General features: G+C 59.6%; 19 protein-coding genes. 15 read left to right on the top strand and 4 right to left on the bottom strand.

Annotated features, from left to right (window positions below; all coding sequences use genetic code 11):
- Positions 1 to 253 precede the first annotated feature (253 nt).
- The 5 genes from GGQ88_RS19725 to GGQ88_RS19705 all read left to right on the top strand — a co-directional run bounded on the left by GGQ88_RS19725 (position 254) and on the right by GGQ88_RS19705 (position 3,615).
- Positions 254 to 676 carry a hypothetical protein gene (locus tag GGQ88_RS19725; protein ID WP_183615170.1) on the top strand — a complete coding sequence of 141 codons (423 nt, stop codon included), beginning with the start codon at positions 254 to 256 and terminating at the stop codon, positions 674 to 676.
- Positions 677 to 976: 300 nt separating this feature from the next.
- A complete protein-coding gene (locus GGQ88_RS19720; protein ID WP_062912949.1) occupies positions 977 to 1,930 on the top strand; it encodes a DUF2493 domain-containing protein in 954 nt (317 codons plus the stop codon).
- A gap of 117 nt (positions 1,931 to 2,047) precedes the next feature.
- The gene (locus GGQ88_RS19715; protein WP_062912962.1) at positions 2,048 to 2,485 is read left to right on the top strand and encodes a DUF6878 family protein; all 438 of its coding nucleotides are present in this window, start codon (positions 2,048 to 2,050) and stop codon (positions 2,483 to 2,485) included.
- Positions 2,486 to 2,495: 10 nt separating this feature from the next.
- Positions 2,496 to 2,924, top strand: coding sequence for a DUF6915 family protein (locus GGQ88_RS19710; protein ID WP_183615169.1), 429 nt, complete (start codon positions 2,496 to 2,498; stop codon positions 2,922 to 2,924).
- A gap of 301 nt (positions 2,925 to 3,225) precedes the next feature.
- A complete protein-coding gene (locus tag GGQ88_RS19705) occupies positions 3,226 to 3,615 on the top strand; it encodes a single-stranded DNA-binding protein (RefSeq protein WP_183615168.1) in 390 nt (129 codons plus the stop codon).
- Between the two features lie 116 nt (positions 3,616 to 3,731).
- On the opposite strand, the gene GGQ88_RS19700 is transcribed toward GGQ88_RS19705, so the two are convergent.
- Complete coding sequence (locus GGQ88_RS19700) at positions 3,732 to 3,962, bottom strand: DUF6437 family protein (RefSeq protein WP_181443665.1); 231 nt, start codon at positions 3,960 to 3,962, stop codon at positions 3,732 to 3,734.
- A 581-nt stretch (positions 3,963 to 4,543) separates the two neighbouring features.
- Between GGQ88_RS19700 and GGQ88_RS19695 the strand changes: the two genes are divergently transcribed.
- Genes GGQ88_RS19695 through GGQ88_RS19685 form a run of 3 tightly spaced genes read left to right on the top strand, consistent with a single transcriptional unit; the run spans position 4,544 to position 6,048 of the window.
- Positions 4,544 to 5,005, top strand: coding sequence for a transcriptional regulator (locus tag GGQ88_RS19695; protein WP_183615167.1), 462 nt, complete (start codon positions 4,544 to 4,546; stop codon positions 5,003 to 5,005).
- 49 nt (positions 5,006 to 5,054) lie between these two features.
- A complete protein-coding gene (locus GGQ88_RS19690) occupies positions 5,055 to 5,318 on the top strand; it encodes an AlpA family phage regulatory protein (RefSeq protein ID WP_183615166.1) in 264 nt (87 codons plus the stop codon).
- A 37-nt stretch (positions 5,319 to 5,355) separates the two neighbouring features.
- A complete protein-coding gene (locus GGQ88_RS19685) occupies positions 5,356 to 6,048 on the top strand; it encodes a HEPN domain-containing protein (protein WP_183615165.1) in 693 nt (230 codons plus the stop codon).
- 27 nt (positions 6,049 to 6,075) lie between these two features.
- Here the strand turns inward: GGQ88_RS19685 and GGQ88_RS19680 are convergent, their stop codons facing one another.
- Both GGQ88_RS19680 and GGQ88_RS19675 read right to left on the bottom strand, forming a co-directional pair.
- Positions 6,076 to 7,188 carry a hypothetical protein gene (locus tag GGQ88_RS19680; RefSeq protein ID WP_183615164.1) on the bottom strand — a complete coding sequence of 371 codons (1,113 nt, stop codon included), beginning with the start codon at positions 7,186 to 7,188 and terminating at the stop codon, positions 6,076 to 6,078.
- Complete coding sequence (locus tag GGQ88_RS19675) at positions 7,185 to 7,862, bottom strand: hypothetical protein (RefSeq protein WP_183615163.1); 678 nt, start codon at positions 7,860 to 7,862, stop codon at positions 7,185 to 7,187. The genes GGQ88_RS19680 and GGQ88_RS19675 overlap by 4 nt, the downstream gene beginning before the upstream one ends.
- Before the next feature lie 132 nt (positions 7,863 to 7,994).
- On the opposite strand from GGQ88_RS19675, the gene GGQ88_RS19670 reads away from it, so the two are divergent.
- The 7 genes from GGQ88_RS19670 to GGQ88_RS19640 all read left to right on the top strand — a co-directional run bounded on the left by GGQ88_RS19670 (position 7,995) and on the right by GGQ88_RS19640 (position 21,950).
- On the top strand, positions 7,995 to 8,747 hold the full coding sequence (locus tag GGQ88_RS19670) for a hypothetical protein (RefSeq protein WP_183615162.1): 753 nt from the start codon (positions 7,995 to 7,997) through the stop codon (positions 8,745 to 8,747).
- 117 nt (positions 8,748 to 8,864) lie between these two features.
- On the top strand, positions 8,865 to 9,860 hold the full coding sequence (locus tag GGQ88_RS19665; protein ID WP_244857793.1) for a helix-turn-helix transcriptional regulator: 996 nt from the start codon (positions 8,865 to 8,867) through the stop codon (positions 9,858 to 9,860).
- A gap of 148 nt (positions 9,861 to 10,008) precedes the next feature.
- Positions 10,009 to 12,633 (top strand): PD-(D/E)XK nuclease family protein, encoded by a 2,625-nt coding sequence (locus GGQ88_RS19660; protein WP_183615161.1) that lies wholly within the window; start codon positions 10,009 to 10,011, stop codon positions 12,631 to 12,633.
- Positions 12,626 to 15,787 (top strand): UvrD-helicase domain-containing protein, encoded by a 3,162-nt coding sequence (locus GGQ88_RS19655; RefSeq protein ID WP_183615160.1) that lies wholly within the window; start codon positions 12,626 to 12,628, stop codon positions 15,785 to 15,787. The genes GGQ88_RS19660 and GGQ88_RS19655 overlap by 8 nt, the downstream gene beginning before the upstream one ends.
- Before the next feature lie 25 nt (positions 15,788 to 15,812).
- Positions 15,813 to 16,991, top strand: a complete 1,179-nt coding sequence (locus tag GGQ88_RS19650) for a DUF6361 family protein (RefSeq protein ID WP_183615172.1) — start codon at positions 15,813 to 15,815, stop codon at positions 16,989 to 16,991.
- Positions 16,988 to 18,835, top strand: a complete 1,848-nt coding sequence (locus tag GGQ88_RS19645; RefSeq protein ID WP_183615159.1) for a phospholipase D family protein — start codon at positions 16,988 to 16,990, stop codon at positions 18,833 to 18,835. The genes GGQ88_RS19650 and GGQ88_RS19645 overlap by 4 nt, the downstream gene beginning before the upstream one ends.
- Complete coding sequence (locus GGQ88_RS19640; protein WP_183615158.1) at positions 18,825 to 21,950, top strand: helicase C-terminal domain-containing protein; 3,126 nt, start codon at positions 18,825 to 18,827, stop codon at positions 21,948 to 21,950. Before GGQ88_RS19645 ends, GGQ88_RS19640 begins: the two co-directional genes overlap by 11 nt.
- A 29-nt stretch (positions 21,951 to 21,979) precedes the next feature.
- Here GGQ88_RS19640 and GGQ88_RS19635 read toward each other — a convergent pair whose 3' ends face one another.
- A complete protein-coding gene (locus GGQ88_RS19635; RefSeq protein WP_183615157.1) occupies positions 21,980 to 22,612 on the bottom strand; it encodes a hypothetical protein in 633 nt (210 codons plus the stop codon).
- Positions 22,613 to 22,633 lie beyond the last annotated feature (21 nt).

Here is a 22,633-nt window from a genome sequence, read left to right as displayed (position 1 = left end):
ATAATGCGGAGCAAAGTCTGTCGCAAACTGGCGATATCTTGCGGATTTGAGGCGCTAAAACTGCGTTCCTTCACATTATCGTCACCTCGTGATTACTGAAGCTCCTGAAGCAGGATGACCGTGCCATTCTCACCGCTGCCGCAAAGGCGGATGAAGCATCAAGGCTTCTGCTCAAACTCGGAGGACGGATCTCTGCCGATGATACCGACGAGGCGTCTGCCGACGCTGCTTTGGCCGCCTGAAGGAGGGTGTCATGGGCCGATCGGTTAGCTACCCCAGCGGGGCCATCGTGGCCTTCACGGTGCTCGAAGTCGAAAACGACGACGACTGGGACTTCGAATATGAATGGCTCCGCGAGGATCTGCGTGAGCGCGCTGGGCGGGCTTTCCCTTCCCTGATCGCGCACGACGGTTGGCGGGGGTGCGAAGACCGCATCCTCATGCGCAATGCCTACGCGGATTTCGGCGTGTCGGTTTACGCCGGCCTGGTTGCGGTGTGGATCGTCGAGCGTGACGATGGCGCCTATTGGGATGCCGATTGGCGCACGGCCAGATCGCCGAGGGCACAACGCTGGCTGTCCCAGATCGCCTCCCGCTTTGAAGCGTTGTTCGGCGACTACGTCTGCCTCGGTCACATGTCGAACGGTGAGGGCGTCTACGCAAAACGGGTAGCCTGATGCGCCAGTCACTTTGGTCGTGGCGAAGTGCCTGTCCTCCCTGACGAAGCTTGCTTTTGCACTCATGGTCTGAAGCCATGCGAGAGAGGCCCTGGGCCAGCCGCCAGTCTGCCGCAACCCGGCTTGCGCAGGCCCGAGTTGGCCCGGCCCTTTGGGCCGTTGGCCTGCCCGCGCCAGCCTGCCCAAGCGGGTTTCCCCCTGTCGGGTGCGGAGACTGCCTCAAGCTGGCCCTGACGGGCTCTCGCTGGCGCAGCCATGAGCGGGTGCGTCAGCCTCACGCCAGTCAGGAGGACAATACCCATGCACTCATCATTTTCCGAGCAACTTGCCGGCCTCGACCTTTCCGGTTTTTCGATTGGTCCTGCCCCGGTTTCCACCAATGATTTTCCGGTCCACGAAGCGGTCGTCCAGACTCTCGAAGCGGTCTGGTCCGATCTATTTGCGATGGTCTCTGGGACTGCGCTGGAGGCCGATGCCGAGGACCTCGGTTGGGCGTTCGTCAACATCTTCCATCGTTCCGCGACCCGCAAATCGGCCGCAGTCGACCGCGCAACCGACGAGGTCCGAGCACTCCTCGCCACTGCCGATGGATCCGAAATTCACACCCATGAACTCGAGACCCAGGTTGAGCGTGCGCAGTGTGCCGAAGGCGCCATGCTTGCTCTCGAAGAGATGCGTGAGGTGGCCGCTGCCCTCTATCTCAACGAGTTCGGATCTTCGTGGAAACCTGTGTCGAGCTCGCGCTTCAATCACAGTGCCATGCTGACTTCTGCGCTTGTCGAGGGCCGCGAGTTCGTCCGAGCTCGGTCCGAAGCGAAACGCCGCGCCGCCATGCCAGAAGGTACGCCGGTGATCTTTGCCGGTGGCCGCACACGCCATCCAAACGAGCAGGACGCTCTCACCTTTGCCAACAATGTCTGGGCTACTCTGGACAAGGTCCACGACCGGGTTCCTGACATGGTTCTTGTCCACGGCGGTGATACCAAGGGTGTTGACCGTCTGGCATCCTCATGGGCGGAACGACGCAACATCCCGCAAATCAGCTTCTCCCTCGACATGCGCCTCGGGGCACGCGCAGGCTTCAAGCGCAACGAGCGTATGCTCTCGCTCGACCCCCGTTATGTCGTCGCCTTTCCCGGAAACGGAGTCCTGGAGCGCCTCGTCATCGAAGCCAAATCCCGTCGGATCACGGTTGTAGATCGCCGTGGTCCGCTGGGCACTTCCCCCAAGCGCGCGGCGCAGGATACCGACTGATGCGTCGGGCATCGCGCCAGCGCTATCGGCGCTGGCGCAGCCCGTCAGAGGAAAGAGATCGCTTGTTATCGTGGGCAAGACGATTGGTGCTTGCCCGCACATATCAGGAGATTTCTCATGACTGATTTTCAGGCAATCATGGCGGACTTTGCTGTCCGCCAGGCCGAACGCGCGGCGCAGGCGCAAAGTGAAATCCAACGGCTCAAGGCAGCTATCATTGACCCGCTGCGCAATGCCGAAATTGCCCGCGTAGAAATCCGCTTCGATGGGTGCGGCGACAGCGGTGCGGTCGAAGAATGCGTCTTCTCTGATGCCGTCGGGGCGAGTGTTCCGTGTCCCGAAGTGACGATCGACTATGCTGGAGAAGGCGACGACCAGAGCCTCCATTCCGCCATCGAGCAACTGACGTACCTTGCTCTCGAACGCCATCATCCCGGATGGGAAATCAATGATGGTGCCTGCGGCGAACTGATCATCGACGTGGCTACGCCGAGTTTCGTTCTGGACTGCCAGCTGCGTTACACGGCGACCGACGACCATTCGACTGATCTCTAGGAGAAGTGCGATGGCTCATTGCTATTATCACGCCCTATCGTCGGTCCGGAAATGGGGAGGGGTGGTGGAAGATTACCTGCCGCTCCACCAATGGTTTGACCAGTCGAAGGCGATCTTTGCTGATCCGCGGCACCGGGCCCTTCGGCACCATGCCGAAGGCATTTTCATGCTTGAAACGCTGTTCGGGCCTACCATCGTCAACGCCGACAGCCGTGTCGTGCCCGTTCGTCTTATAGGCGAGCAGCACGTCCGCGAGGACTTGGGTGCGATCCCTTCCTTTGCGGATTGGGGGCGCCTCATCACGCCCCAAGACTGGATGTTGCGGGGGCATCGCCTGGACGGGCCGATGCCGCTTGGCACTGTGGAGACTGGTGCTAGCGGTGCGTTTTCAGGTGGTCATTCGTCGGCTTCGGGAGGAGCTTTCGTCGTCGAGATATGATGTCGCCTTGAAGGCAGGCGAGGTCGGGGGGGGGCACGTCGCAGCCCGTCAATGCGAAAAGTCATGGCTTAGCCTGTGCAAGGCACTCGGGACCAACCCGGCCTGTAAGCAAACCTTTCCTGAAGCACCCCCGTCGAGACGCGCAACCCCGATCAGGTCCGGCCGAGTTGCCGGGCTGCGCCCGGCTGCCCGCACCACCCGAACCAAATCGAGGTTTCCCTTCGGTGCGCTTCGCCGGGGCCGCTTCCTAGTCGGGTTTGCAGCCGGGATGGACCCGGAATGCTCGATCAGGAGAAAGACCATGACCAATCTCGTTATCCTCGTTGGCCGCATTGCCCGCGATCCCGAAACCCGCACTACCCAGGGCGGCACCAACATCACCTCGATCTCGGTCGTCACCGACCGTCCCGCCCGCAAGGACGGCAAGACCTACAAGGACGAAAACGGCTACACCGCCAAGGACAGCGAATTCCACCGTGTGACCTGCTTCAACGGTCTCGGCCAGAACGTCGCCAAGTACTGCACCAAGGGCCAGCTCGTGACGGTCGAAGGGCGCATCCACTACACGCAGTGGGAAGATCAGAGCGGCACCAAGCGCTACGGCTGCGAGATCATCGCCGACAAGGTGGACTTCCTCACCAAGGGTCGCACATCGAGCAACGACGGTGCGCCCGACATCGACGAGGACTGAGCGACCGTCCCCTATGAAAAGGCCCCGGTGGCACGCGCCATCGGGGCCTTTTCTTTTGCTTCCCGGCGTGGGCGGCGGGGCGGGGCATCGAGCCCGCGCCCGCCGCCAGAGAGTGTTCAGGCGGGGGAGAGCCGCTTGAGAGCGTCCTCGATCCCGATTGCGAGCGATGCGCGGATAAGCTGCTTAAGCTCTGCCGGTTCGATCGTCTCGGCGCCGCATTCGACGAGAACCTTGCCCAATTCGCCGGCCGCTTCGTCGCGGAGCCTGGCTTCCTGGGCATCGAGTTCGTCGCGCTGCTCGCGCAGCTTTTTGAGCGCGTTTCGTGCGCTCGGTTTGGACCTGGCCATGTGATGTTCCTTTCGCTGGCCGTTGGTCCCCTCCGCAAGCGATAATGGCAGCTCACCCGCATGTAGGTGAACTTCGTGAGGGCAGGGGTGAAGGTCGTGTCGGCGCCCGCGTAGGCCGCGCTGGCGGCGAGGGTTGCGACTGCAAGCGGTACCGCGAAGGTCATGGCTCGCCCGAACTTCGAGGGGCGCTGGTCGATGGCGCCGGAGCGCCGGGAGAGGGTGAAAGACTGCATATGGAGCTCCATCTGGAGGGGTGAACCCAGCGTTCTTTCGTTCGCTGTGTGTTCCACATGCATCTAGGAATTCGATGTAGGAAAGTCGGAACGCCTGTCGAGATGATGCGGCGGACGGATACGGACGCATCGAATGGTTGCTGTCGGCGATAATACACAGAAACAGCGGTTTATCTGGCTATCAGCGTCGACGAATCTCGACAGGAGTGGCGGCGATTGTCGACGACTCGAGCCTAGGGATTGATTCGCCTAGAAACGAGATGTTCCATATCTGTTCTTTTCATTTTCCTACATGGACGGCGCGCGATATGGCTACGACTCAGTTCCTAATCGTTGGAGTTTTTGTCGATGCACCAGCCCGCGCCATTCCGAGGCGATGCCAACGCCAGCCTCGCGCACATTCTCGCCCATGCAATCGAGTCGTCTGACAAGCCCAAGCACCAGATCGCTCGAGAAGTCGGGATCCACCGCGAGACCCTTCTTCGTGTGATGCGCGGCAATCGGCCGATCGGGCTTGATGAGGCCGCCCGGGTATTGGACGTGTGCGGAGCGTTTCCCCGCGCCAGCATGATCCTCGCCTTGGCTGGTCAGGAGGATCTCGCCTGCGAATGGATGCGCAGCGAAATGGGGGAGTTCCTTGAGGACTTCTTCACGGCCTTGCCAGGCCAGCTGGAACGAACGCTTGGGCGACGCGTCGAAGATTTGCGGCCCCGATGGGCGAACGGCACTTCGCAGCTCGTCGCGCGCATGCTCGCCAAGCATATCGACGATTTTGCCAATCGCGACATTTCGATGGCGCTGCCGCGCTGATCCAATTGACCTCGGAGGGGACCGAGAAATTGACCCGACAGGAGCGATCATGAATGCACATCCCCAGTTTTCCGAGGACAGCGCGAGCGCAGATCAAGCATCTCCGCAAGTCCCCCCGCCGCCCCGGCTCTTGCGGCTGCCCGAAGTCATCGACCGTGTCGGCCTGCGTCGGTCAGCTATCTATCAGCGGATGAGCGAAGGGCGCTTTCCCAAATCCCGCTCGCTCGGCCCCAAATGCACGGTGTGGGTTGAGGAGGAAATCGACGCGTGGATCAGATCAATTGCGGACAAGCCGCATCGAGATGCTCGGTAAACTATCCTCAAAGAAATCACCGCGCTAAGTTGCGCGCATGGTTTATCGATACCCGGCAGGCAATCCTCTTCATCCTGAAGCCCTGAAAGAGAAGCAGCGTGCGCTTCGCGACGGCTTTTCTACGCCGTTGACCCTTCGAGTTCATCGTGCACTATCGTGGCTGCGACGGGCCGAAGCAGAACAAGATGACCAGGACGTTCGCTTCATCCTACTGTGGATCGGGTTCAACGCTGCCTACGCCGGTGACGTAGAAGCCTCGGCCAGCAGCTCAGCGCCGGAAGGTGAACGTGGGCTCTTCCAATCGTTTTTCTCGACGCTCGTAAAGTTCGATGGGCGTCACCGTGTCTACGACGCGGTTTGGCAGCGGTTCAGTCAGGAAATCCGCCTCCTTCTGGACAATCGCTATGTCTACCATCCGTTCTGGCAGCATCAGAACGGCGCGCCAGGCTACGAGGACTGGGAACACAAACTCGAGCGCGGTCGCATAGCCATCAATCACGCCTTGCGTGAGCACGACACGGTGCGGATCCTGTCTATCCTGTTCGATCGGCTCTACGTCTTGCGAAACCAGCTGGTGCACGGCGGCGCGACCTGGAACAGCGATGTAAACCGCGACCAGGTGAGGGACGGAGCGTCGCTCCTTGGCTGTCTCCTGCCGATCTTTGTCGATCTGATGATGGACAATCCCCAGCATGAGTGGCCGATGCCCAACTATCCGGTCGTGGATTGAGCCTGCACACTGCAATTGCGGCCGAATTCACTCCGCAGCTTTCAGGAGTAGAATCGGCTCATTCTGCTCCTCTCGCGCAGCCTTCAACCACTCGCGCGGAGTAACGCCGTCGTGCTTAAGTTGGGCAAGCGGCGCCGCGCGGGTAGCGGCGATTGCTTCGCGCTGGCGCCAGCGCTGGGCGATAGGTGCCGCCTCGTCGACAGCAGCGGCGAGGGCGCCCGCCCATTCCAGCGAAGCGCGGTCGATGGAAGATGGAATTCGTGCCATCACCAGATCGACTTTACCTACGGTTCCGGTCAATCCCTCGATCTGGCGAGCATTCTCACTTGCCGCCGAGCTTGCTGCCTCGCTTTCGTTGCAGGCCATGAGACAGGCAACCCGCAGGCCTCCAGCTAGTGCGAGTGCATCGATAATCGGATCCGCCAGATCAAATTCGGGCGGCATGGCGAAGAGCAATTCCCGCGCGCGCCCCTCAAACCTATCCTGATGTGGCCGCGTCGCCTGTGCGACGTCAAGCCAGACCTGGGTAGCGCGCTCCTGGTTCGACATTAGCCAGGCTTCCTCAAACAGCTTGACCTGAGATCGCAATGCCGAGAATTCGCTGGCCAGCTGATCCTGTCGAATGCGCTCCACTGCAGCGAGTATCCGGTCTGTACTTTCTGTAAGCGCAGCCAGAGTTTGCTCGACCCGCGATAGGCGTGCATTCATGATCCCGAACCCGACCAGCGACACACCTATTCCCGTTGCGCTGAGCGCCAAATTGGCAACGCCGAGATTTTTTAGCGTCTGCATGCCACTTGCCAGCGCATCGACCTTACTCTCGACCCTATTAACTCCGCGCCGAATAATCTCATTCTGGACATTCCCGCCGAGCGAGCTTGCCAACTGTGTGCCAGCGACCGCAGCTCCGGCGATCGGGTTGCCTGTCGTCTTGCTCGTTTTGGCGAATGTGCTGCCAGCTCCCGACACAGACTCAAGCAAAGCTCCGGCGGCTCCGGTTTCCTGAAGATATGAATGAATCTTGCCCTTGAGCGGGCCAGCAGCATGGCGGACGACGGAACCTACGATCCTGAGCTTCCCGGCCTTGATCCCCGTTGCTGCATCGAGTGATGCGACGAACAGTCCTCCGACATCGCTCATAGGGCCATGCTCCGCGCCTCGTTGCCTACGCTTTCCACCACTGCGATAAGTTGTCCCATCAGTGGGGGGGGATCGCCTGCTGGAGCCATCCACGCCGTCTCGATCCGTGCCTGTGCGGAACGGCGGAGACGATCATGGAGACCCGCGCCGCTCTGCAATTTCTGACTCGCGGCTTCACTTGCCTCCCCGACCACTGAAAGCGCCCAGCTGCCCCATTCCTTCGCATTCTTCACGAAATCTTGATTGGAGATGGTCTCCATCATTGTGGCTAGTCTGCCCGTGGAGGTTGTAGCGGATCCCTTAGGTGCATCCACTTTGGGTTCACCTTGGATCTCAGGTTCCAGCGATGGCATTTGGAGCATGCTCAGGCTTTCCAGCAGCGCATCTGCGAGCGCGTTGTATCCGGGGGCGATCGTACGTAACTGTTCCGCAGCGCCATCGAACAGATTCTCAAGCTCGCTGACGATCATCTCGCGCATTACAACGTCGACCCTTTCGCGAGTAAAACTGGCAGGATCCCAGAGCGTCTCAACAATACCGGCTTCTGCAAGGCGCTCTTCCACCCCGCGCTTGGCTTCCATTCCAGCACGATTGACGATGTCCCAGATTGCCATGATCAAGTCGTCGCGCCACGACAGGGTAGCCTGGCGTCTTTCCAGCAAATCGAGATCCATCAATTTCCCCTTCTCAAGTGCTAGATTGCGGAAATCTTTGCTGAAGACCAATCGAATTTCGCTGGACGATTGTCGGTGCGACCATTTTTGACGTAGGAGCGATTGATGGGAGCACGGAAGGGATGCCGTGCAATGATAAATGTCGTGAGTGTTTGCTTTCTGGCTGTGCTCCTAGTGCTCACTGTTGGGCTCGTGGCCGCATTGCTGGAGCTCATCGTAAGGGCGGTGTTGACGGTTGGGGTGGCTTTTGCCGTCGCTCTCGCTATCGCAATGTTAACTTCATCCGAGATGGATAGCGGTGTTGGAAATGGCACTGTCGCCTTTGGGCTCGCTCTAATCCCGACTTTCTACTTAATTAGCTGGAGGCGCGCCGCGCAGTCCGCAAGGAAGGTAAGGCAAGCCGGGAATGACTTATCAAGTTGCAAAGATTTCCAGGCAGTAGCCAATCGAGATTCGGCGTTTAAGGCACGCAAGCGACCCAAAGCATCCTTTGCGGACAAGGCGCTCAGCAAAGCGTGGGATGAAGCGATGCGTCTCGCGCCATGCGCACAACTGGGCGCTGCGCGCGAGGCCTGTGCTCAATTCATGTCCGCCAGCGCGAGCGTCAAAGTGCTTGATGTGGAGGTAATCGATTATACCGTCTTCATTCGTCGTCAGGTTCCCGGGGTGGTGCGCGAAACGGTCGAATTGGTCGCGGTCTTGGAACCAGCTGATCGCGAGCGTGCGATTTCAAATTTGATCGGCGATCTTGTCGCCGTTGGTAAAGGCGCTCGCCTTCAACTTGATCGGCTGGCTAAACCACTGCGGGATCAACTTGCAGCGCGCAGGTTGCGCATGGGTGTCGTAACGGGGCCCGTACAAGACATACTACGGCCAGAAGGCTGAATGAGGTCAGCCTGCCCTGAGGCATGCTGTCCGAATTTGCGACAGAAATGGTCATATAATGTGTGGATTGATGTCGAACTGACTTGCTCCTGCCGATCAGGCAGTTAGCAATGGTCCATGATGACCAAGCGCCTCAGTAATCTCGATCGCACATTGAAGCTTGTGCACGCGCTCACGCAGAGCATCGAAGGTCTGACTCTCGACGAAATGGCGGCTTTGCTTGATGTCAACCGGCGAACGGTCGAACGCATGCGCAACGTCATTCTGATTCATTTCGACCTCGAAGAAACGGTTGATGGTCGGATCAAGCGATTTCGGATAAAAGACAGCCCGGGACGAGCCTATGCGAGGCCGAGTTCGTCCGAGGTTGCCGCGCTTCAGTCTGTGGTGGAAGCGGGGCGCCGCGAAGGCACCGCCAACACCGAAGCGCTCGAGAAATTGCTCTCCAAGATCAAGATTGCCTTTGACAGCGCCGAGAGGCGTCGGCTGGACAATGATCTTGACCTGCTCACCCGCCTCCAACGCTCGCGTGTCGCAGCGGGGCCTGCCGTCATTGCCTCGCCCGAAGACCTGACCACGATCCAGTCCGCTATTCTCGCATCCCATTGTGTCGACTTCGATTATCAACCCGACTGGGCGGACGAGCCCTCTTGGCGCAGGGTTGTTCCCTATGGCCTGATCCATGGACCGATCACCTACCTGGTAGGCAAGATGCCTGACCGGGACGATCCGCCTTTCACCTTCCGTCTGGACCGGATGAGCAACGTTCGGGACAGCGGGCTTGTCGGCTGCCCTCCCGAGGATTGGGATCTGGATGCCTGGATGGCCCGCAGCTTCGGCATCTGGCACGAGGCAGGTCACGAGATCGTTCTGAGAGTGCTGGCCCCGGCGGTCGATCGGGCGCGGGCTTGGCGCTTCCATCCACATCAACAGTTTGAAGAAGTTGGCGACGAACTAATTGTTCGTTTCCAATCAGGCGGCTTATTCGAGCTCGCCAATCACTTGTTTGGATGGGCCGGCGAACTGGTGATTGAAGGCCCTGACGCACTCAAGGACATGATGGAAAAGCGCCTAGCTGACGCGCAGACAATGCTGCGACCAGATTTGTCGTAATTCACTGGCAAGGGTGTGGAATGGCGGCGTAGGGCGACTTTTGAGGGGGTAATTTTGAATGTTTGAGAACTGCCATCTTCGGATCGGCGAAGCGCCCTTTACGAGCTGCATGCCCCTCAGTGCGCAGCTTCTGGGGAGCCTCTATGCCTTGCCTCAGTCCACCGAGAAGCCGTTGCGCGAGGCCCTTGATCCCTTGGGTGACAGCGTCCCTTGGGCGGAAAGCTTCGCGGTAGCACCTGAGCAGACGACCGGTGCCGTGGGGGCGATGCTCCGCCACATCATGATGGCAACGCGTGATCTCGAACCGACATCGGTTATGATTGAAGCGCTACCGGGCGAGGGCAGGGCGCGCCTTCATTTGGATGCCCTGCGCAATCTGTGGATCGGAAGCGATGCCCTCGTTCCGTCCGATCTTGCGACGCTCAAGGCGTTCCTTGCTTGTGAGGCAAGCGACGCTCTTCAGCAGTTCCAGGTCGTCTGGGATCGAGACTGTGGTCACCTGACCCCGCTGGAGCGTGCGGTCCTCGAACACATCGAAAATCACCATGGCAGGCTGAGCGAAGACGATGATGATGTTGTGCGTCTGATTTCCGACCGGAAACTGGCGCGCGCGCCCGCACCAACTCTGGCCGGCCATGTACAACGCCATCTTTTGGATCCCGATGTCCCGGCCATGCCGCCCGACGACAGCCTGGCCATACTTTCGGTCCGGGACTCTCTGACCGAATGCGAAGCCGCGGCGGCCATCGTGCAGCGATGGCTGGCTGATGATGCAAGTCTCCCAGCCAGCGACGTCGGCATCGTCGTCCCGCAGGGTGCCGAATATGGTCACTATCTGGCAGAGGCCTTTGCGCATGCGGGTCTGGTTGCATCGTCGCTTCCTGGCGTAGGCGAGCGGAGGAATATTGGCGGCGAGGCTCTTCTGCATTTCCTTCAATGCCGACGCCGACCAGCTCCCGCCATGGCGCTCGCATCGCTTTACTGTTCACCCGTCTTGTGCTGGCCCGAAGAAGTAGGAACGGCCTTGGCGGCAGCCGTTATGGGTGGCGACTTTCAGCCAAGAGAGGCTCGTGACTTTGCAGGCAGGCAGGCATCTCTCTTCGCCCTGATCCGCTCGGCATCGCCTTCGACCAACGGGCAACTCAAGGAACAGATTCGATCTTTCCAGAGGCTGCTCAGCGACAACGAGGCACTCGCTGAGGATGTCGCTGAAACGAAGCAACAGGCATCGCGTCTGATCGCAGCCCTTGGCAATGCCAACGACGCGGCAGAAGCGGAACTGGAGAAATCTATCCAGATGGCAGCGGCCTACCAGGCTGCGCCACCCGCGAGAGGGGCTTACTTCCTCGGTGGCATCTCGGTGATGATGGCTCACGAAACACCCAAGCGGTCGTTTCGCAAGCTTCTCGTCCTGGGTTTCAATGACGGCGCCTATCCATCACCGCCCGCGGGCAATCCGTTTTTCCTCGACAGCGAAGTTGCATCGATTGCCGAAGATTGCGGCATCCAGCTGCCATCGCAGGCGCAGCAACTCACTGCCGCGCTGGAGCTCTTCACCCGCCAGATCGGTGCAGCGAGCGAGCAGATTATCCTCATCCTGTCAGAGCGTGATCGCAGCGGCAGTTCGCTTTCGGTGTCGTCGAGCCTGCCGCTGATCTCGCGGCTTGTGGAAGGGATCAAGGATCCGGAGGATCTGATCGTGCCACTGAGTCATAGTGAAGGGACGATCTGGGACAGGCTGGTCGCGTGGAAGCCCAGACCAGTGATCGAACCGGCGCTGATGCCGGAGGTGCCGCCTCATTATGCGTTCGACTTCAATCTTCTGGGGCTGCGCCAGAAAGAAGACGGCAGTGCGCGAGCGCAGAGCCCGAGCCGGCTCGAAAAGCTGCTGGTCAGCCCTTTAGCGTGGCTCCTCGCTGAGCTGGGCGCCGAACATGTTTCCTGGCAGCCCGAGGCGCTTGACGTCATGCTTCGCGGATCCCTGGCGCACGAGGTTTTCGAGCGCCTGTTTGTGCCGGGCAAGGCGCATCCGTCCAACGAGGAGATCGAAACCAAGGTCCCCGACCTACTGCTCGATCGCATTCGCGCACTGGCGCCGTTTCTCCAGACATCGGCATGGGCGGTTGAACGCAACACGCTTGAGGCAGAAATCACCAAGTCCGCGAAGCACTGGTCGCTCGTCCTCAAATCTCTGGACGCCGAGATCGTGGGCAATGAGTTCTGGCTGTCGGGAGAGCTGTTCGGTCATCCGGTGCACGGCAAGGCCGATTGCTTGTTGCGGCTTCCCGATGGGCAGCCGATCGTCGTGGATTACAAGAAGAGCAGTTCCGGCACTCGGCGCCAGCGCCTCCAGAAGGGATGGGATCTACAGGTCGATCTCTACCGGCGCATGAGCGTTAGGTTCGACGAGCGCAGCAACGACGGCGTTGCTCGCATTGCCGAGGTATTGAGCGGGTGGTCGGAGCTCCCGGCAGTCGCCTATCACACGCTCAACGACGGGAATGTCCTGCTCAATGGGATCGATGAGTTCGATAGCGCTGAGGTCGAACTTGTTGCGGGCGATATTGCCGAGCATGCGCTGGCGCTCATTTCTGCGCGGTTCGATGCTCTGAAGGCGGGCCGCCTCGATACCAACACTACAGCCGACGAGAAGTTCTTCCAGCGCTCCGCCGCGCTCGGCACCTATGCGCTGGAAGACAGTCCGTTGATCACCGCTTTCATGCGCGATGACATCAACCCCTCGGTGGCGCTTACGGACAATGAAGATGACTGAGCTTTCGATCGTTCCAGCCGGTGCAGGGGCTGGCAAGACCCATCACATCCAGGAAACCCTCACTCAGTGGGTACGCGACGGCAAAGTTCGGCCAGAGCGGATCCTGGCCGTCACTTTCACGGAGGCCGCGGCTGGGGAACTTCGTCAAAGGATACGTGGAGCACTGATTGCTGACGGCAATCTGCAAGCGGCTTTGGCCGTTGAACGAGCCTATGTTTCTACGATCCATGGCCTTGGACGCCGACTGCTGATTGAACATGCCTTTGCGGCAGGCTCTTCGCCGCAGCAACGTCTCATCGCCGAGGACGAGCAGGACCTGCTCATCCGCCGTTCGATCGAGGAAAACCAGGCGCTAAGCGAGCTTTCCCGTAACCTCGGGGCCTATGGCTACCGGGGTAGCTTCACCTCGGACGACACGGCGGAAGACAGCTTCCGCAAGACGTTGCTCGGCGTGATTGCACTCCTGCGAACGCTTGGGTCGCGGGGAAGCGACCCGGCGATGGCCGAATTCGTCGAGTCCTCGATCAGGCAAGGATATCGCCAACCGGTCGGGGTGCCAGAGACCTTGGCGGCAGGCTTGAAAAAGGCCGTCGACGCACTGCTTCTCGCCTTTCCGCGATCGCTGGCGGTCGACGCTGGAAGTGCCGCGGCCAAGACGGCGTTTCGGGATAATTTCCGCGCCTTGAAGCAAGCCGAACAACTCCTCTCGACCGGCGGGAAGGACTGGAAGCTCTGGCAGCGGCTGCGTGATCTCCGCCAGTCCAAGCGCGGTAGTCCGACGCCTGATGGTTACGATGACCTGGCCGCCGCAGTCATGGCGGCGGCCGACACACTGGTCTATCATCCGGGTCCGCTCGAAGATGCGGTTTCTCATGCGCGCGCACTCGTGGAAGGCGCCCAATCGGCCATGACCGACTATGAGACCCGCAAGCGGGAACTCGGCGTGATCGATTTCAGCGACATGGTCACCAACGCCGCGCGGATCCTCGATGACAAGCCCGGCGTGCTTGCCGCGATCATGGACGAGGTAGACTGCGTCATTGTCGACGAGTTCCAGGACACCAACCCGATCCAGTTCACGTTCCTGTGGGCCCTGGCGCGGCAAGCGAAGCGCTCGCTCGTCGTCGGAGATACCAAGCAGGCCATCATGGGCTTTCAAGGTGCGGACCCACGGCTGACCGTCGCGCTTACGAAGCAATTTGAAACCAGCCCGCTCAACCGGAACTGGCGTTCCGATCCGCGGATCATGGATTTCGTCAACGCGCTCGGCCCCTGCCTTTTCGGCGATGACTACACTTCGCTCACCGCGCAGAACCCCACCGGACATGACACCGCGCTTGAGATCATAGAACTGGCTAACAAGCGCGGCGCGCGCTCGGGCGGGAAGCCTCAGCATTTCGTCGCGGATCGCCTTCTCTCCCTGCTGTCCGACGATCATGTGACTATCATCGACAGGCATACGAAGATTTTGCGGCCGTTGGAGCCCAGAGACATCGCGGTCCTGTGCCCCACCCATAGCCATTGCGCGAGCTATGCCAGCGCACTGCGGTCCCTCGGCCTGCCGGTTCGCGTGGCTGAAGGTGGCTGGTGGCAGAGCAAGATCGTCCAGGCCGCGTGCTTTGCCCTGCGGTTCGCCGTCGATCCTGCGGACAGCCATGCCGCGATTTGTACGGCGACGCTTGGTCCTGGGGCGACAGCGCTTCCGGACGCGATCAGGGCGCTTGCCGAGCAAGGCCGCATCGACACGCCTGAATTGACTGCGCTGCAGAGACTTTGGCCAGACTCGCTTGCGACACCGGTTGATCGTCTGGTTCACCAAGTCATCGAAGTCGCGGGGCTTCGCGACTGGTGCGACAGGCTCGATGACCCAGCCCAGATGAGAGCAGACCTGCTCCGGTTCGAAGCGGAAGCCGCAGCATTCATGGATGCTCACCGCGACATGCGCGAAGCGTCCGGCTATTATGGGCAGAGCGCTAACGTCTTTCTCGGCTGGCTTGAGAACAAGGTCGGTCTCAAAGGCGAAGATCTGCGGCCTAACCCTTCAGGCAGTGAAGCCGACGGCGTCGAGATCGTCACCTGGCACGCATCCAAGGGACGTGAATGGCCAATCGTCGTTGTCTGCGGGCTCGACCACAAGCTCGACCCCCGTGCCGGGACCTTCAGCACGAAGTTTCCGGGGTTCGACGATCTCGATCATGTGATCGAGGAAGCAACGCTCGCCTATGCTCCGGAATTCGCCGCCCCTGAAGCGACCGATCGCTTTCTTCATGAACTCCATCCGGAGTCCGAAGAAACAGCGAGGCGGTTGCTTTACGTGGCCCTGACCCGTGCGCGGGATCGCCTGATAATCGAATGGCCGCAGGACGATGAGAAGGTTGATCCGCCTCTGCCGATCACTGCCCGCCGCCTTCTGAATGACGCCTGCGGCATCAGATTTCAGGGTAACCAGATCAGCGTCGGCGCCGAAGAATTTCCTGCGCGCATGACGATCTGCAGCAAGGAGTTGCCGGCTTCGTTCGAGGCTGAGAACAAGGTTCATCTCGACGCGTCCGACCGCGAGCTGCGATTTGCCCTGGAGCGGCGCCCGATCGACGCCATGGCATCTGTGGTAAGCCCCTCGCAGGCAACTGAAACGTCACGGCCGCTTCCTTCTCAGATCGAGACGCGTGCGATCGCACCAGGTGTCATGCTTGCCGGACCCGACCTCGTGCAGGCGACCGATAGGGGCACGGCGATCCACGAAGCGCTGCGCATTCTCCTCTGCCGTCCTGATCTATCCCATAAGGTTCACGAGCATTGCCGCATTCTCGATGCCGAAGTGGAATTTCTTGTGCAGCAGGCAGAGGCTCTGCGTCAGGCTCTCGCCGACCTTGGCTATACGCAACTGCATGTCGAGCAACCGATCGACATTCCTCTTTCAGATGGTGGGAGCCAAAGCATCATCCTGGATCTCATCGCTGAAGGTCCCAGCGGCTTCATGATCGTGGATCACAAGAGCGGGGCGGTCTCAAATCCTGCGCTGCGCTTTGAACGCTACTGGCCGCAACTGGCAGCCTATGTTGATGCAGTTGGGGCAATGGGTGGCAAGTCCGTTGATGGCGTCGCCGTTTTCTGGACAGAGACCGGCGAACTGACGCTGGGCAGAGGGATCTGAGGGGCACTAGCACTTGGCGCTAAGAATGAGTTCAGCAATTGGCTGGGTCGATTTTGACGAGACAGAACGCGATCGTGCGCAGCGGTTGATGGACCTGTTCCGTGAGCAGGATAGCCGCGACGAGCTTGGGCTTGGCGCGATCAGGGATTCCATAGCCGATCATCTTTTTCCAGGAACGAGCACCATTCACACGCGGCTGCGGTACATGCTGTTCATTCCGTGGATATTCGACTCCCTGCCGTCTCATCTCAGTCCGCGAGACATTGCAGCCAAAGCACGTCAGAAGGAAATCGAACTTGGGCAGGCGCTGATGTCTGGCGCGCCTGGCGCCGTTGGCATCATTGGCAAGGACGCTGGCGAGAAGCTCAAGCGCCTGCCGAGCAGTATCTATTGGTCGGGACTGGAAAGCTGGGGCATCCGGCAATTTCCTGGTTCGATTGATGCCTATTTTGCCGCCTTGCCGCACTGGCCCAAGGATACTGGTAAGGATCACGTCGAAGACGACATGAGCGGGGCACAGCGGCATCGACATCTGTGGCACGACCGCATGCCTCAGCCACCGAAGGGATGGCCTGACACCGTCGATTTCGATCTGGAACCGGACGAGGCGAGTTTTCTTGTCGATCGCCTTGTCGATCGCCATCCCCACAGCCTCTTGACCTATTTGGCAAGTCGGAGCGATCGGGCACAGGCAGATGCAATATGGCTGCATCCGCATATGGCGGATTTTCCCGCCCCGGCACGAGTGCTGGTTGAACATGCCAGGATATTCTCGGGCGTCATGCATGGCGCCGCGCTGCTCTACAATCTGCTGTTGAGTGAGCTGCGGGAAAACGAGGACTGGATCGAGCGCTACCAGACCGCACTCACCGAATGGAGCGACGAACTCGATACCAAGGAATTGGCATCCTGGTCGCTGGACGATTTCTGGCACGAGACACGTCATACCGGACATTCGGTCCTCGAACCGGCCAAGCGGTTTGTCACCGAATGGGTGGCCTTGGTGCGGAAGGAGGGAGGATTAGGCCGCAATCGTGACGCAGCAAGCGCGCTCGTCATGACGCGTGAGAGGAGGCTCAAGAAGGGGCAATCCCGGTTTGCAAACAAGAGTGCGCGGGACCGTTGGCAAGGAGCATCCGGAACTGGAAGGCTTCAGTTTCGCTGGTCAATCGCACAGAGCCATCTGAAGGATCTCAAGCGTTGAACAGGGCGACGCTCGATCCCGAAAACCGGCTTCTCTACGGCGATAGCCTTCAGGCTCCCCCCGGGTATCGCTTCGATGCCGGCGTGGCGACGACATTCTCACTCGATTTTGAGACGGCGCTAGCCGTGCCGGTCAGCCTGGCATTGTTTGCCGCCGACAATAGAGAGGAAATTCTGCAGCATCCTATTGCTCTGCTCGAGGGAGCAGAACGGATTTCGGGGCGCTTGGCCGTCTTCGCCGAGGCAGGTCAAATCCATGCGGGGCTTGCCCAACAATCTCGACTTTGCTCGTTGCTTGAGAAGGTTATCGTCGAAGTCCAAGCGCCAGGAGAGGGTAGCTTCCATCCGAAAATCTGGGCGCTGCGGTTCAAGCCATTGGACGAAGAGGGCGATGATGTTCTCAGGGTGCTCGTATTGTCACGCAATCTTACGCGCGACAGGTCATGGGACATAGCCGTGCGTCTCGACGGACGCCGCACTCGCCAGCCTAAGGCCCAGAACCGTCCGTTGTACGCGTTGCTCTCCGCGCTCCCAGATCTCGCGGTCAGCCCGGTCCCGGATGAGCAGCGGGCGCTCACTTCGGAACTCGCCGAAGACATGCGCTACGCCGAGTGGTCATTGCCCGATGCCTGTGAAAAATTTGAGTTCGCAGTCAACGGGCTGGGAGGACGGCCTTGGCAGCCGCCGGAATGCACGCGCATCGGTGTGGTCTCGCCATTTTGCGACGATGACGCGTTATCGATGTTGGCTGGAAAGGCGCGCCGCTCCGCCGAAATCTTGATAAGCAGGCCCGATCAGCTTGCCTGCATAGCTGCCGAAACACTCGACGATTTCGCACATGTCGCGGTTCTGGATGAAATGGCCGAGCGTGAAGATGGCGAGGAAGCTATTTCGGGAGCTTTGGAAGGGCTCCACGCCAAGATAATTGTCGCTGAGCACAGCTGGGATACCCGTCTGACCTTAGGCTCCGGCAATGCGACTAAACCCGCGTTCATCTCAGGGCGAAATGTCGAGTTCTTCATCACGTTCACGGGTAAGACGTCAAAGCTGGGGTCGATCGAGGCCATTCTCGGCGAGAACGGGTTCGGGCGTCTCACTCGTGCTTACGTTCCAGGAGAATTGGCTGCTGCTGACGCCTCCGAGCGTGCTGCTGAAAGGGTGCTCCTTGATGCCCGGCGGGCACTTGCCCGCGGATGCCTCAGCATCCGTTGTGAAGCAGACGTGACCGAGGGCCCAGGCAATTGGCGCATGTGGCTAATTCCGCCTGCTGGAGGCATTGCACTTGCGAACATCAACCGAGTGCGGGTTTGGCCGATAACCCGAGGGGAAGGGCACTCCAGGGATGCCCAGGCATCACTGGAAGCCGGTGAGGCTTTGGACTTGGGTGTGGTTGCGCTCGCCGATGTCACACGTTTTCTGGCGATTGAAATGAAGGAACGGGCAACCGGTCAAAGCGTCCTTTTTAGCACCGGCTTGCCGATTGAGGGCCTACCGGCCGAGCGCGACGCAGCGATTATGCGATCGGTGATCAATGATCGCAAAACATTCCTGCGCTATTTGAGGCTCTTGCTCACCGCACTCGGTGATCCGTTTGCGGCGGCATTAGCTGCCGATGGAAGCGGCAGTGGGGCAGGGTGGGCCATGGCCGTGGCCGACGATGAGCCGTTACTCGAGGAACTCGTCCGGGCCCTTTGCGCCAAGGATGGGCGCCTGGATGCGGTCGATCGTCTGATGACCAGGCTAACAGAGGCAAATACGGAAGGCGCAGACCCAATACCCGAAGAGTTTCGGGTTCTCTGGCAGACATTCCGCGCCGTACTGGAGGAGTCCGGCAATGGAGAATGAGCCGTTCGACGCGGGCGCCGCACTCGCTCAACTCAAGCGCTTTCAGCGTCGCACGGTAGAGTATGTGTTCGACCGTTTGCATGGCGCTGATCCCGTGCGTCAGTTCCTGGTCGCAGACGAAGTGGGTCTGGGCAAAACCATGGTTGCCCGCGGGGTGATCGCCAAGACCATCGAAGCGTTGTGGAATCGATCAAAGCGGATCGACATTCTTTACATCTGCTCCAATCAGGCCATCGCCGCGCAAAATCTCAATCGTCTCAATGTATTGGGAAAGCGTGCGATGGCCTTGCCCACTCGCATGACCTTGGTGCCATTGCAGCTTCGCGGCGAACAAGATCTGTCTGCGAACAAGGTCAATTTCATCAGCCTCACGCCTGGAACCACGTTCAATCTTCGATCTACCACCGGGGTCGTTGAAGAACGGGCGCTCTTGCATCGCCTGCTTGAAGCCATGGGCTTTTCGTTCACGCCGCTCAGAAACGCGCTGCAAGTGGACGCCGGGAATGGACGCTGGGATGCGTGCGTCGGTAGCATGTCACTTGAGGGTATTGATCCGACGATAGTTTCGAACTTCCACGACGCAGTCCGTCAAGATGCATCGCTGTTGTCGGCAATCGACGAAATGATCTCGCTGTTCCCGCGCCGCCAGCCAACATACCCTGACGAGAAGCGTTGGAAACGAAACGAGGTAATCGGGGCGCTACGGAGCAAGCTATCGCACGCTTGCGTCAGTGCGCTTAAGCCAGATCTTATCATCCTCGACGAATTCCAACGTTTTCGGGAATTGCTGCGCGGTGAGGGGGAGCCGGCCGAGCTCGCAAGGGCCCTGTTTGACTATTCTGACGATACAGCCAGCGCACGCACCCTTCTACTCTCCGCAACTCCCTACAAGATGCTCACGCTCTCGGGCGATGAGCCTGATGACGGCGATCATTACGAGGACTTCCTTGAAACAATCGAGTTCCTCTACGGGCGCGATAAGGGGGCGACCATCAAGGTCGAACTTGACCGCGAAATGCGCCGCTTTCGTAAGCTACTCCAGCAACTGCCGACAAGCGCGACCGACGCCAAGCGCGCGCGCAACAAGGTTCAGCGTACACTGAAGCGCGTTATGGCGCGCACCGAGCGCGTTGGCAGTACTGCTGAACGAGATTCGATGCTGGCTGAGCCATCGATCAACGTGCCGCTCGCACCTGCCGATCTTCATCAGGCCGAAGCGTTTGCCCGCGTCGCGCGAGCCGTCGATGCGCGCGAAATCATCGAGTATTGGAAGTCCGCACCTTACCTCCTGAATTTTATGCGTGATTACACGCTAAAGCATCGCCTGAAGGATAAAGCCGCAAATTCGAACCCGGCCCTGATATCAGCGTTGAGCGATGCGCAGGCGCTGGGCATCAGTCGCGAACAGGTCGAAGCTTATCAGCCGATTGATCCGGCTAATGGGCGCCTTCGAGCATTGATGGCTGATTTGTTTGATTCAGGGCTCCATCAGCACCTCTGGCTTCCCCCGGCGGTAACATATTATGGCCCGGCATCTGAGGGCACACCGGCTACGAAAGCGCTTGTCTTTTCTGCATGGCAGATGGTGCCCGATGCGCTTGCCGCACTGCTTTCCTACGAAGCCGAACGGCGGATGGGGGCAGCGTCGGTGGTTCGGTCCTACTCGGAAGCCACGCGCCGCCGTCCGCTTCAGTTCAAGCTGGTAGATGGTCGCCCGGCTGCGATGCGCGCGCTGCACCTGATCTATCCGTCACCAACACTGGCCAGAATCTGTGATCCGTTAAGCGTCTTTTCTGGCGCTCCGGAACAATTGTCGGTTGAAGAAATGCGCGCAGCGATTGCGGATCGTATTCGTACTGCCCTGGGGCACCTGTTCGCCAAGGAAAATGGCGAAGAAGCAGCTGGCAGGGATGCAGAATGGTCCACACCGGCAACGATCGACGTATTGTTGAAGACCAAATCTTCCGGGTGGCTGCAGTATCTCGGTTACAGATGGACGATCCAGGAGGAAGGCTTTCGAGAGCACATCGCCGAGTTGCGGAGGACTGCAACCGAGGCATCGCTCGGGGAGCTCGACAACGACACGCTGGATCTACTGGTCGATGTAGCCTTGGGAAGTCCGGCTGTCTGTGCATTGCGCGCGCTCCATCGCATTGCGCCAGGACTGGCGTGGGATGATCCGCATTTGATGGACGCCGCGGCATCAATCGCTTGGGGTTTTCGGGCGCTCTTCAATCAGCACGACGCCGTTGCTCTCCTACGGCAAGAGCGCGATGACCATTACTGGCGCAGCGCATTGACGCATGGTGTCGAGCACAACCTCCAGTCAGTGCTCGACGAGTACGCCCATTATCTTGTCGAAGGCGAGGGTTTGGCCGGGAGCTCCGAGCGTGAACGTGTCGCCGGCGTGGCCGCGGCCATGACCCACGCCTTGTCAGTCCGCCCCTCCCAGATTGATGTCGATGATGTGGGAGTTGAGGACGGCAAGGTCGTCTTTCATCCGTCCATCAGGATGCGCGGTCGCTTCGCTATGCGATTAGCTGAATACAAGGACGAGGAAGGCGGAACCGTGCGGCTCGGAAGCGTGCGAGATGCGTTCAATTCGCCTTTCAGACCATTTGTGCTGGCCACGACATCGATCGGTCAGGAAGGCTTGGATTTTCACCCCTATTGCTATCGAGTCTATCATTGGAATCTCCCAGGGAACCCGGTCGATCTTGAGCAAAGGGAAGGGCGTGTTCACCGGTTCAAAGGACATGCGGTCCGGCATAATGTTGCCAGAGCTCATGCCGATGCAATCCGCACGTCTACAAAGCCACCGGCAGACCCATGGGAGGCGATGTTCAACGCGGCCAAACGCGCTACCACGAGCAAATCCGAACTTGTTCCGTACTGGGTTTTTGATGGTCCGGTAAAGGTCGAGCGCCGCGTACCAATGCTACCCATGAGTCGAGAAAACACGCGGCTACGTTGGCTCAAACGCAGCCTGACACTCTATCGGCTGGCATTTGGGCAGCCGCGGCAAGACGACCTGCTGGCCTATCTTGACCGTCTCGTTGACGAGGGCGTCGACGTGGCTGCTCTCGAAGAATTGCAGATCAAGCTCGAACCGTGATTGGTTCGGTTTGTTAGAGTGTCAATTTCTCAGGCGGGGCCAAGCCGGATCGGGGGAACCTCGACTAGCAAGTACGGGAGCGCGGAGCTGCACTCTGACCAGCCAAACGCATAATTCCCAGCGAGGGTAATCGGTGGCCCATACGCGCCGGTCTTGTAGGTAAGGGCGGTTCCTCCTGCATACTCTCGCCCATGGCGAAAATCGAAATCGCTCGTGTCGCTGGAGTAGCTTGTCTGGTCGACATAATGTCGATGATCGGTCGCCACCAACATGAACCCTAGATCCGCGACATCTGCGCACTGCTCTAGCCTGGCGATGTCCTTGAACACGTCGTAGCGATTGTTTGGTTCGCGGTGATTTTCCCGTTTGAAAAACTTGAGCTCGATTGCACAACGCCATTCGCGGCCATCACCGTCTGTAAGTCGAAACCAAACGTCGATCCGCCCTCGCTTGCCGCCATTGCTCCGCAGCGGCTTTTCTAGTTCGACAGAAAATGTCTCCCGCTCGCTGATAATCTCGAGATCGGCGGCCGACGAAATTATGCGTCCGAGGTGTAGCTGAAGAGTTGCCTCGCTTTCGCATCGTACTCGTCCCCCACTGATCTGGCGAAAAAGCGTGGGCACAGCGAGGTGCACGATATTGCGCAGACGACTTAGTGACATCTCATCCTGACTATAACAGTT

It is taken from the genome of Novosphingobium hassiacum (genome assembly GCF_014196055.1).
GTDB lineage: Bacteria > Pseudomonadota > Alphaproteobacteria > Sphingomonadales > Sphingomonadaceae > Novosphingobium > Novosphingobium hassiacum.
The sequence above is the reverse complement of the archived record's forward strand: the minus strand, read 5'-3'. Positions and strand labels throughout refer to the sequence as shown.